Raw genomic sequence first — 11,524 nt, forward strand, 5'->3', positions numbered from 1 at the left:
CCCCTTTTTCTCGCCCGGACTTCAGGACGCCGCAACAATCACGCAGTTGCGCCCGGCATTTTTCGCCTGATAAAGCGCCGCATCCGCCTGTTTTAAGCTGCCTTCCAGCCCCCCCTCCGCTGACCCGTTCCAGGCCGCCACGCCGATAGAGAGGGTGATCCTGCCGACATCGGTGAGCCACGCTTCTGCGATGCCAAGCCGCACGCGCTCTGCGATGATCTGCGCCTCATCCAGTGACGTTCCCGGCAGCAGCATCAGAAACTCCTCTCCGCCGTTGCGACACACCACATCAGACTGACGGGCGCTGGCCCGCAGCGTGCTCGCCACCTGCTGAATGACCCGATCGCCTACGTCGTGTCCCCAGGTGTCGTTAACGTTTTTGAAGTGGTCGATATCCAGTGCCAGCACCGCAAATGGCTGACGCAGCGTGCGGTAGTACTCCAGCACCGCGTTAAGCCCCCGGCGATTCAGCAACTGGGTCAGCGGATCGGTCTGCGCTTCCGAGTTAAGACGGCCGATTTTATCCTGCACCAGACCGATGCCGGTGAGCAGCGCCCGCTTGACCTGCGCCGCCTCGAAATACCATGCGGTGATGCCGCCAATCTCCTTCGAGACCCCCTGCACATCCATCCGGCTGGCTTTGCGGGCCAGCTGGAAAAGCGGACGGGCAATCAGTCGCGCCAGCACCACGGCGACCAGCAGGGTCAGCAGCGCAAAGGGGACCGAGTTTTTCAGCACTTTCATCAACAGGCCCGAGAGCGGATTCAGCGTCGTATTGATTGGCTTCAGCGCCACCACCGTCCAGCCTGTCGTCGGCACCACTGCAAATCCGGCCAGCTGCATGGATTCCCCGGAGCCGTCGAGTATCAGCGACCCATTGGTCTGCTCGTCACGGGGGCTGACAATGGCGGGCAGAATTTTGCCTATCAGCTGACGATTCTGGTGATAGAGCACCTCATTATTGCTGTCGAGCACATAAACCGTGGTGCCATCCCGGTAGAACTGCTCACCCAGCAGCGCATTCAGAATGCTTTTTTTCTTCAGATAGATCGTGCCGCCGACATAGCCGAGATAGTCGCCATCGGCGCTCCAGATTGGCCAGGAGACAAACACCAGCAGATTATTGGCGGCAGAAAGCGTTGGCTTACTGATGATCGGCTGCCGCAGGGTCAGCGCTTCCCGCGAGGCGTCGCTGGTAAGACGTATTCCCTGCAGCGTCAGTGATTCCGGCGAAATCGCTTTAACCATCCCCTGCGCATCTACCACCGCCACCGAGTTGAAACTGGTGGTCTGTTCACGAAGGCGGTTAACCTCGCTTTTCAGCAGCGCATCATTGTAAAAGTCACGGCTCAGCTGATTGGCGCTGTAATGGAGCTGGGACTGCGCCAGCTGGAAGAAAATTTCGCTGGTGGAAGCCAGCTTGGCGGCATAGGCCCGGTTAGCTTCGAGCGTAGTATCAATCAGCACCTGCCGCTGTACCCGCCAGGTGGCGTAAAGCGTGTTTGCCAGCGTGATGACAATGCTGACAATCACCAGCAGGGCGATCAGATTGCGCAAATCGGCCTTGGGCCGAAAGAGCTTTAGCATGGCGTCGCCGCCCTGAAGAAGAGTGTCATGTCCTGAATGCCTGATTATTTTAATGTGCCAGAAGCCCTGATATCCGGGCGTAAGTCTACACGGTGTCACTCTTTTTGAGCAGCATTAAGACAAATTTTAGCGTACAGAATCCAGATTAGCCCGGCCCTGATTCACGTCTATGCAAGATTGTCAGTACGCCAGGAGAAGGGAGAATGAGTGATGACATCTGACCTTGTCGCTGTCATTGACAACGAACGACAGCCCTCTGCGCGGGCCGGGAACAGATAAGGGAAGCAGGATTGACGAGGGAGCAGCAGGTGACAGCGGCAGTGACGCCGCTGTCAGACGTTTACAGCATCAGGAAGGCGTAGCCGCTGTTTTCCAGTGTCGCCACAGTGGTGCCGCTGGAGATGGTGTGTGTAACCATCGGGTCGATCCAGTTGCGCTCAAGCTGATGAAACGCCACTGACTGGTCGCAGATGGTGACCTGCACGCCCGCTTTTTTCAGTTCGCTAATCAGCTTCAGGTTCGGGTTATCCACGCCGTAGGCTTTGCTGAACTGCGCATTATTCAGGGCTGAAGAAACCGCATCGCCATTAATCGAGACCACAAATTTCAGCTGGTCGAGTGGTACACCCGCCGCATAATAGAGGTTAGTAACGCGTGCCACGCGCTCCAGCCCCAGATTCGGCTTGCGGATATCCCCTTCATTATGGTTGATCTGGAAAACAATTTTATTACTCAGACCAGCGGTGGTGCCGGGTTTAAACGCGGGCGTATCGACATAATGTATTTTTCCGTAGCCTTCAATGGCTGGCGTACTCCAGAAATCAGCAGGCTCAGCTTTATTATCTGCTACTTTGCCGCTGACTTTGTCAAATAACGCCGGCAACTGTAAAACGTTGCCCCCGATAAATCCGGCCACGGCCGCCATGACCACTAACGCTGCTGGACGCATTCACTCTTCTCCCGGTTATTAAAAATATTCATTACATTGCCAGCCACGCGTAGCCCTGATTCTGCAGGGTTGATACGGTGGTCGGACTGGAAAGCGCATGGATGACCGATTTATCAATCCAGTTATTCGGATAGTGATGGAATGCCACAGACTGATCGCAGACTGAGACTTTCACACCCGCCTGATTCAGCTCATTAATCAGCTTGAGGTTGGGATTGTCGATGCCATAAAACTGTCTGAAATGGGCGTTATCCAGCATGGCCGGGGTCGCATCACCGGTGACCGAAACCACAAACTTCAGCTGATCCGCCGGGACACCCGAGGCGATATAGAGATTTACCACGCGCGCCACGCGCTCCAGTCCCAGATTAGGGGCGGTCATGGCGCCGTCGCTGCGGGTGATCTGAAAAACGATTTTATTACTGAGGCCCGCGACCGGTTTAAACGCGGCATCAGGCTCGTAATGAATTTTGCCGTATCCTTCAATGGCGGGTGTGCTCCAGAATCCTTCGGCTTCCTGAGGCTCGGTTGCAAAATGGCGTGAAACTTTGTCATAAATATCGCCACTCTGAGTGACAGCCGCGCCAACGACGCCGCCAATAATGGCGATTAACGCGTAAGAAACCACTGAACGCATATTACTTCTCTCCGGCAAATCAAATAAGGTCTGGCAGATTCAGGACTGAATCTGGTCGGCTATCTATATCACAGCACGGGTATAACTCACGCCTGTGTAAATTCAGGTCAGCACCACAGTGATAACCCGCCAAAATGATTCACCGGCAGAATTAATCGAAAAGTTTCATACAGCGTGAAAAAGGGTATTCTTAGAAATGGCCCTGATGATTCAACCCTTCACCTCACAGTTTCTCGTCATTAAGAAATAAAAAGCAGCCAGGCTTAGCTGGAATAAAAAAAGAGAAAGGGGAATAACGATTTAATTTGTCGATGGCAGAATAAAAGATTTCTGAATTTCTGACGTGACTTTTTCAGAGTAGACCTGGAAAAAACCGTGCCACATTCAATTTTTTTGAGTGAATTTACATAACTTTAAAAAAAGGGCCGGCACCCTTTTTATCCTCACCCAGCATTTTCTGCTCTATTCTGGCGATGCCTGACCGGATCCATTGAATAACCCGCCATTTTCCTCTTCGCTCACGCGGCAATCCCTTCAGGGCTGGTATCGTTTAACTGCCGTTTAGGTTACCGTGATATTCAATTTTTTTCGCCAAAATCCACGATCTTGCACAAATTACGCCGGGCAGCAGGCAGAAAACGCCATTTCTTTCTTTTAGTGCTCTGGTTAAGATAGGGCCGGACTGCTGCGATCGGCGAAATGGGGAACGTTCCCGCTGCGCATCTGTCCATTCTCAGGGCCCCTCTACAGGATTAAGGCATGTTGAACCGGTTAAAGAAAACGCTGATCGCCGCGCTCCTTCCGACACTCATCTTCACGACACTCTCACCGGCTTATGCCGATATCAGTGATTCGCTTCCCGATATCGGCACCACAGCCGGTTCGACGCTGTCGATTAATCAGGAGCTGCAGATGGGCGACTTCTATGTGCGCCAGCTGCGCGCCAGTGCCCCGCTGATTAACGATCCGCTGCTGAATCAGTACATCAATCAGCTGGGCCAGCGCCTGGTTTCGCACGCCGACGCCGTGAAAACGCCTTTCCACTTCTTCCTGATCCAGAACGATGAGCTTAATGCCTTTGCCTTCTTTGGGGGCAATGTAGTGCTGCACTCGGCCCTGTTCCGTTTTACCGAGAATGAAAGCCAGCTGGCGTCCGTGATGGCGCATGAGATCTCACACGTTACCCAGCGCCACCTGGCACGCGCGATGGAAGACCAGAAGCGCAATGCGCCGCTGACCTGGGTCGGCGCGCTGGGCTCAATTCTGCTGGCGATGGCCAGTCCGCAGGCGGGCATGGCCGCCCTGACCGGCACCCTGGCAGGCACACAGCAGGGCATCATCAGCTTTACCCAGGGTAATGAGCAGGAGGCCGACCGTATCGGGATTCAGGTTCTGCAGCGTGCCGGGTTCGATCCCCAGGCGATGCCGAACTTCCTGCAGAAGCTGGCCGATCAGAGCCGCTTCTCCTCAAAGCCGCCTGAGATCCTGCTGACGCACCCGCTGCCCGACAGCCGTCTGGCGGATGCCCGCAACCGGGCGAATCAGATGCGGCCCGTAGTGGTGCAGTCGACGGAAGATTTCTATCTGGCGAAGGTGCGTGCGCTGGGGATGTACCCGACCGGACGCAATCAGCTGACCGACGAACTGCTGAGTCAGTATGCGGGCGGCAATGCCCGTGAGCAGATGGCGTCACAATATGGCAAAGCCATACAGTTTCTGCAGGCGAAAAGCTTTGCCGATGCGAAGCGCATCATGACGCCGTTACTGGCGAAGCAGCCCAACAATATCTGGTTCCTGGATATCATGTCGGACATCGACATCGGCCTGAATCAGCCGCAGCAGGCCATTGCGCTGCTGAGCGCCGCCAGCGGAGCCAAAAACAGCCCGGTGGTCCAGCTTAACCTCGCCAATGCCTATGTCGAAGCGAAGCAGTATGCCAGCGCCAGCCGGATCCTGAATCGCTACACCTGGACCAACAAAGATGACCCCAACGGCTGGGACCTGCTGGCGCAGGCGTCTGCCCAGCAGGGACTGAATGATGAAGAGCTCTCCGCGCGGGCGGAGAGTCTGGCGCTGAATGGTCAGCTCGACCAGGCGATTACCACCCTCAGCAGCGCCAGCGCCCAGGTGCCGCTCGGCAGCCTGAAGCAGGCGCGCTACGACGCCCGTATCGACCAGCTGCGTCAGTTACAGCAGCGCTTTAAACAGTATCAGAAAGGGTAAAATTCACCGCCACAGAAGGAGAATCAGGATGGTGACGATCTATCATAACCCGCGCTGCAGCAAGAGCCGCGAAACGCTGTCGCTGCTTACCGCTCGCGGCATAGAGCCGGAGGTGGTGCTCTATCTGCAGACACCACCTGATCGCGAAACGCTGCAAATCCTGTTGCAGAAGCTGGGGATGCAGAGCGCACGGGCATTGATGCGGACTAAAGAGACGATCTATCGCGAGCTGGCACTCAGCGACAAAAGCGAAAGTGTGCTGCTGGATGCGCTGGTGAATAATCCGGTGCTGATTGAGAGGCCGATTGTAATTAATGGCGACAGGGCACGCATCGGCCGTCCGCCGGAAGCGGTGCTCGACATTCTTTAAAGGCCGAGCGTCTCTTTTACGAATGGAATGGTGAGTTTGCGCTGGGCGCTGATAGAAGCGCGATCGAGCCGATCCAGTGTATCGAACAGGGTGCGCATTTCACGATCCAGCCGCTTCAGCAGGAAACGGCCCACATCTTCCGGCAGTTCAAATCCGCGCAATCCGGCGCGCAGCTGAAGTGCCTGGAGTTTATCTTCATCAGAGAGCGGCTGCAGGCGATAGATCTGGCCCCAGTCCAGCCGTGACGCGAGATCGGGCAGTTGCAGATTAAGCTGACGCGGTGGACGATCGCCGGTAATAAACAGGCGCGTGTTACCGGTTTCGAGGATACGGTTGTAGAGATCGAAGATCGCCATTTCCCACTCCGGCTCGCCGGCAATACATTCGATGTTATCGATGCAGACCAGCGACAGCTGCTCCATCCCTTCCAGCACTTCCGGCACAAACCAGGTACGTTTATCGAGCGGCACATAGCCGACCGCCTCATTGCGCGCTGACATCTCCGCGCAGGCGGCATGCAGCAGATGGCTTCGTCCGCCCCCTTCGCGTGACCAGAAGTAGAGATAGCTGCCATGTTGCTGATTAAGAGCGCCTTTCAGTGCGGCAATCAGAGACGGGTTTTCCCCCGGCCAGAAGCTGGAGAAGGTTTCGTCGTCTGGTAAATAAAGTGGCAATGACAATTGTGCCGGCGTGTTCAGAAGCACCTCAGCAAGAGAACAAGCAAAAAATCGGGGGAAGTCTAACACAGTTTTCAGAAAGAGATGAATGGGGCGTCCCTGCCCCGATCCCGTGACTCAGGCCGGGATCACGGTTCGCGCGGTTCGTCGGCTTCCAGCACCACTTCTTCCGGGCGCAGCAGCGAGATCACACGGAAGATCAGCGCCAGGCCAACACCCACGATCGTCGCCAGCGCCATGCCTTTCAGCTCCGCCGCGCCGATATGCACCTTCGCGCCGCTGACGCCGATGATCAGGATCACGGAGGTGAGGATCAGGTTCTGCGCCTTGTTGTAATCGACTTTAGATTCGATCAGTACGCGGATACCGGATGCGCCGATCACGCCATACAGCAGCAGCGAGACGCCCCCCATGACCGGCACCGGGATCGCCTGGATCACCGCCGCCAGCTTGCCGACACAGGAGAGCAGGATCGCCAGAATTGCCGCGCCGCCGATGACCCAGGTACTGTAGACACGGGTAATCGCCATCACGCCAATATTCTCACCGTAGGTGGTGTTCGGCGTGGAACCGAAGAAGCCGGAGATGACCGTCGATAAGCCGTTGGCAAACATCGAACGATGCAGACCCGGGTCGCGGATCAGATCCTTTTTCACGATATTGGCGGTAACGACCAGATGACCGATATGCTCGGCGATGACCACCAGCGCCGCAGGCAGAATCGTCAGCATCGCCACCCACTCAAAACGCGGCGTGTAGAAGGTTGGCAGGGCAAACCACGGCGCGCGCTCGACGCCGCTCCAGTCCACGATACCCATCGCTGCGGAGAGCAGATACCCCACGACCACCCCAACCAGAATCGGGATGATCGCCAGGAAACCGCGGAACAGCACCGAACCGAATACCGTCACCGCCAGCGTCACCAGCGAGATCAGTACCGTTTTACTGTCGGGCGCACTGCCTTCAGCGGGCAGCAGGCCCGCCATATTGGCGGCCACGCCAGCCAGTTCCAGACCAATGACGGCGACAATCGCCCCCATCGCTGCGGGCGGAAACATCACGTCGAGCCAGCCGGTCCCGGCGCGTCTGACGATCAGTGCCACAATGCAGAACAGCACACCACACAGAATAAATCCGCCCAGCGCCACCTCATAGCCCAGCGGCAGCAGCAGCAACACCGGCGAGATAAACGCAAAACTGGATCCCAGGTAGGCGGGGATTTTGCCTTTACAGATAAAGAGATAAATCAGTGTGCCCACCCCGTTGAACAGCAGCACGGTGGCCGGGTTGATATGGAACAGAATCGGCACCAGCACGGTGGCGCCAAACATGGCGAACAGGTGTTGCAGGCTGAGCGGAATGGTTTGCAGTAACGGCGGTCGTTCACTGACGCCAATGGCGCGACGAGTCATCATTTATCCCCTTAGGTTATCTCTCCCGCCGGTCCGCGCCGCAGCAGCAGGCGCGCCCGTTCCGGGCACTTTTTTTTGCCAAAAAAAAGCCGACTCTCTGGTCGGCTATGCGATTTATTTGGTTCCGAAAATTTTGTCCCCGGCATCGCCGAGTCCGGGAATGATGTAACCCTTTTCGTTCAGCCCCTGATCCACTGATGCGGTGTACAGCTCAACATCCGGATGCGCTTTCTCCAGTGCCGCGATCCCTTCCGGCGCCGCCACCAGCACCAGCACCTTGATGCTGGAGCAGCCAGCTTTCTTCAGCAGGTCGATGGTAGCGATCATAGAGCCACCGGTAGCCAGCATCGGATCGACGACCAGCGCCAGGCGCTCTTCGATGTTAGACACCAGCTTCTGGAAGTAAGGCACCGGCTCCAGCGTCTCTTCATCGCGGTAGACGCCCACCACGCTGATACGGGCGCTGGGAACGTGCTCCAGCACCCCTTCCATCATGCCAAGACCGGCACGCAGAATCGGCACCACCGTGATTTTTTTGCCTTTGATCTGGTCGATCTCTACCGGGCCGTTCCAGCCCTCAATGGTGACGCGTTCTGTTTCCAGATCGGCAGTCGCTTCGTAGGTCAGCAGGCTGCCCACTTCCGACGCCAGCTCGCGAAAACGCTTTGTACTGATATCATGCTCACGCATCAGGCCCAGTTTATGTTTGACCAGCGGGTGTCTGACTTCCACGATCTTCATTGGTGTTCTCCCGGAATGAGTTGAGCTAAAAAAAAATCGCGGGATTATACCGCCTTTTGGACGGCGCGCCACCTCTCCTTGCGCAATACCGCGGCTTTTACAGGGATAAACAGAGGATTGATGAAATTCGTCCGATGCGCAATCCCGGACTCGCAAACGTTTGCCTGCACTGATAGAATTGCCGCGCTTTATTTTAAACCACCAACCGCAACTCGCGTGGGGACCTCGCAGTGACCGACAAAACCTCTCTCAGTTACAAAGACGCCGGTGTTGATATTGATGCTGGTAACGCTCTGGTTGACCGTATTAAAGGCGTAGTGAAAAAGACGCGTCGCCCGGAAGTGATGGGTGGACTGGGCGGTTTTGGTGCGCTTTGCGCGCTGCCGCAGAAATACCGTGAACCCGTGCTGGTTTCCGGCACCGATGGCGTGGGCACCAAGCTGCGTCTGGCGATGGATCTCAAACGTCACGATGCCATCGGCGTTGACCTGGTCGCGATGTGCGTCAACGATCTGGTGGTTCAGGGCGCCGAGCCGCTCTTCTTCCTCGACTATTACGCCACCGGGAAGCTGGATGTGGAAACGGCCTCTGCGGTGATTACCGGTATCGCTGAAGGGTGTTTGCAGTCAGGTTGTGCGCTGGTAGGCGGTGAAACCGCCGAGATGCCAGGCATGTATCACGGCGAAGATTATGACGTGGCCGGGTTCTGCGTCGGCGTGGTGGAAAAGTCAGAAATCATTGATGGCAGCAAGGTGCAGGATGGCGACGTACTGATCGCCCTCGGCTCCAGCGGCCCGCACTCTAATGGTTATTCGCTGGTGCGCAAAATTCTGGAAGTCAGCAACACCGATCCGCTGTCTGAACAGCTGGAAGGCAAACCACTGGCCGACCATCTGCTGGAACCGACCCGCATCTATGTGAAGAACATCCTGAGCCTGATTGAGCAGGTCGATGTGCACGCGATTGCGCATCTGACCGGCGGCGGCTTCTGGGAAAATATTCCGCGCGTGCTGCCTGACAACACCCAGGCGGTCATCGACGAGAAGAGCTGGCAGTGGCCGGCCGTCTTCAGCTGGCTGCAGCAGGCGGGCAACGTCAGCCGTTTCGAGATGTATCGCACCTTTAACTGCGGTGTGGGCATGGTCATTGCCCTGAGTCCGGCCGACGCCGATAAGGCGATTGCGCTGATGCAGGCGGCGGGCGAGAAAGCCTGGAAGCTGGGCGTGATCAAAGCATCTGATGCTGAAGAGCGTGTGGTTATTAACGGATGAAAAAGCTGGTTGTACTGATTTCCGGCAACGGAAGTAACCTTCAGTCCATCCTTGACGCCTGTGCAAGCGGGCGGATTCACGGCAGCGTGGCTGCCGTGTTCAGCAACCGTGCCGCCGCGTATGGCCTGACGCGGGCGCAGGAGGCGGGCGTGCCCGCGCATGCGCTTGCCGCCAGCGACTTCGCCGACCGTGAAGCCTTTGATCGCCAGCTTATCGCGGCGATCGAGGCGTACTCGCCCGATCTGGTTGTGCTGGCGGGCTATATGCGGATCCTCAGCCCCGCGTTCGTCGCCCATTTTCACAATCGCCTGCTGAATATCCACCCTTCTCTGCTGCCGAAATATCCGGGCCTGCATACGCACCGTCAGGCGCTGGAGAATGGCGACAGCGAACATGGCACCTCCGTGCATTTTGTCACCGAAGAGCTGGATGGTGGCCCGGTGATCCTGCAGGCGAAAGTCCCGGTTTTCCCTGGCGATAGCGAAGCGGAGATTACCGAACGGGTTCAGCATCAGGAGCATGCGATCTATCCGCTGGTGATCGGCTGGTTTGTCGAGGGCAGGCTGACGATGCGTGACGGTAAAGCCTGGCTGGATGGCAAACCGCTGCCGCCGCAGGGCTATGCTAACGACTGAGGCGGCGGGGAAAGCCGGTGCTTTCTGGCAGAGTAACGGCGCAGCGAGCCTGAGCAAAGCGGTAAAAAAACGCCCTCGCTCAGCGCAGGCGATGACGTCCCCTCCCTGAAGGCTAACATTTTGCGATGTCTGAAAACGCTCCCGGCGTTTTTATCCCTGGCCCGTCAGTTGCTACTGCGGGCACAGGCTTTTATCGCTTCGATGACATGAGCCGCCCTGAAAGCCGTCTGCCCCCTGCCCCCGACTTAGCCGTAGCGCCCCGTAATATAATCTTCGGTCCGACGCTGTTTCGGCGCGGTAAAGATGCGATCGGTCTCGTCAAACTCCACTAACGTGCCCTGATGCATAAATGCGGTGTAATCGGAGACGCGCGACGCCTGCTGCATGTTGTGCGTCACCAGCACCAGCGTGAAATGCTGCCTGAGCGTGGTCATCAGCTCTTCAATGACCAGCGTAGAGATGGGGTCCAGCGCGGAAGTCGGCTCATCCAGCAGCAGCACTTCCGGCTCAATCGCGATGGCGCGGGCGATCACCAGACGCTGCTGCTGGCCGGTAGAGAGCGTCAGCGCATTCTGCGACAGCTGGTCTTTCACCTCACTCCAGAGCGCCGCCGCCCGCAGCGCCCGTTCGCAGGCTTCGTTCAGCACCCGCCGATCGCGCACGCCCTGCAGACGCAGTCCGTAGACCACATTTTCATAGATCGATTTAGGAAAGGGGTTGGGCCGCTGAAACACCATGCCGACCCGACGGCGCAGCGCCGAGAGATCCTGTTCGGGGCGCAGGATCGACTGCGATCCCAGCAGCACGTCACCCTCGACCCGGCAGTGATCGATCACGTCGTTCATGCGGTTAAAGCAGCGCAGCAGCGTCGATTTACCACAGCCTGAAGGACCAATCAGCGCGGTGATCCTGTTTTTTGGCACCTGCAGCGAAATATCCTGCAGCGCCTGGCGCTCGCCATACCACAGCGACAGATGGTTAACGGTCAGCGCGATATCCGTGTCGGACGTCATAGTCATAGC

General features: G+C 57.2%; 11 protein-coding genes. 4 read left to right on the forward strand and 7 right to left on the reverse strand.

Features of this window, described 5'->3' with window-relative positions; all coding sequences use genetic code 11:
• Positions 1–21: 21 nt before the first annotated feature.
• From ACNY69_RS06760 to ACNY69_RS06770, 3 genes are all read right to left on the reverse strand, one after another.
• A complete protein-coding gene (locus ACNY69_RS06760; RefSeq protein WP_111139329.1) occupies positions 22–1,587 on the reverse strand; it encodes a sensor domain-containing diguanylate cyclase in 1,566 nt (521 codons plus the stop codon).
• 340 nt (positions 1,588–1,927) lie between these two features.
• Positions 1,928–2,536 carry a DsrE family protein gene (locus ACNY69_RS06765; protein WP_111139328.1) on the reverse strand — a complete coding sequence of 203 codons (609 nt, stop codon included), beginning with the start codon at positions 2,534–2,536 and terminating at the stop codon, positions 1,928–1,930.
• Between the two features lie 31 nt (positions 2,537–2,567).
• Positions 2,568–3,173: a DsrE family protein gene (locus ACNY69_RS06770; RefSeq protein WP_111139327.1), complete on the reverse strand. Its 606-nt coding sequence runs from the start codon at positions 3,171–3,173 to the stop codon at positions 2,568–2,570.
• A 759-nt stretch (positions 3,174–3,932) separates the two neighbouring features.
• On the opposite strand from ACNY69_RS06770, the gene bepA reads away from it, so the two are divergent.
• Positions 3,933–5,396 carry a beta-barrel assembly-enhancing protease gene (bepA, locus tag ACNY69_RS06775; protein WP_111139326.1) on the forward strand — a complete coding sequence of 488 codons (1,464 nt, stop codon included), beginning with the start codon at positions 3,933–3,935 and terminating at the stop codon, positions 5,394–5,396.
• Between the two features lie 28 nt (positions 5,397–5,424).
• A complete protein-coding gene (gene arsC / locus ACNY69_RS06780) occupies positions 5,425–5,766 on the forward strand; it encodes an arsenate reductase (glutaredoxin) (RefSeq protein ID WP_418797677.1) in 342 nt (113 codons plus the stop codon).
• Here arsC and hda read toward each other — a convergent pair.
• The 3 genes from hda to upp form a co-directional block, all read right to left on the reverse strand.
• Positions 5,763–6,464, reverse strand: coding sequence for a DnaA inactivator Hda (hda, locus tag ACNY69_RS06785; protein ID WP_233498975.1), 702 nt, complete (start codon positions 6,462–6,464; stop codon positions 5,763–5,765). The two genes, arsC and hda, sit on opposite strands and share 4 nt — an antisense overlap.
• A 107-nt stretch (positions 6,465–6,571) precedes the next feature.
• The gene (gene uraA / locus ACNY69_RS06790) at positions 6,572–7,855 is read right to left on the reverse strand and encodes a uracil permease (RefSeq protein ID WP_111139323.1); all 1,284 of its coding nucleotides are present in this window, start codon (positions 7,853–7,855) and stop codon (positions 6,572–6,574) included.
• Positions 7,856–7,969: 114 nt separating this feature from the next.
• Positions 7,970–8,596, reverse strand: a complete 627-nt coding sequence (upp, locus tag ACNY69_RS06795; RefSeq protein WP_111139322.1) for a uracil phosphoribosyltransferase — start codon at positions 8,594–8,596, stop codon at positions 7,970–7,972.
• Between the two features lie 230 nt (positions 8,597–8,826).
• Between upp and purM the strand changes: the two genes are divergently transcribed.
• Together purM and purN are read left to right on the forward strand one after the other, a co-directional pair.
• Entirely contained in the window at positions 8,827–9,867 is a 1,041-nt protein-coding gene (purM, locus tag ACNY69_RS06800) for a phosphoribosylformylglycinamidine cyclo-ligase (protein WP_111139321.1), read from the forward strand.
• The gene (gene purN, locus ACNY69_RS06805) at positions 9,864–10,502 is read left to right on the forward strand and encodes a phosphoribosylglycinamide formyltransferase (protein WP_111139320.1); all 639 of its coding nucleotides are present in this window, start codon (positions 9,864–9,866) and stop codon (positions 10,500–10,502) included. Before purM ends, purN begins: the two co-directional genes overlap by 4 nt.
• Before the next feature lie 245 nt (positions 10,503–10,747).
• On the opposite strand, the gene pstB is transcribed toward purN, so the two are convergent.
• The gene (gene pstB / locus ACNY69_RS06810; RefSeq protein ID WP_418797680.1) at positions 10,748–11,515 is read right to left on the reverse strand and encodes a phosphate ABC transporter ATP-binding protein PstB; all 768 of its coding nucleotides are present in this window, start codon (positions 11,513–11,515) and stop codon (positions 10,748–10,750) included.
• Between the last annotated feature and the right edge of the window lie 9 nt (positions 11,516–11,524).

This window comes from Pantoea graminicola, from assembly GCF_048452665.1.
In the GTDB taxonomy this organism is placed as follows: domain Bacteria; phylum Pseudomonadota; class Gammaproteobacteria; order Enterobacterales; family Enterobacteriaceae; genus Pantoea.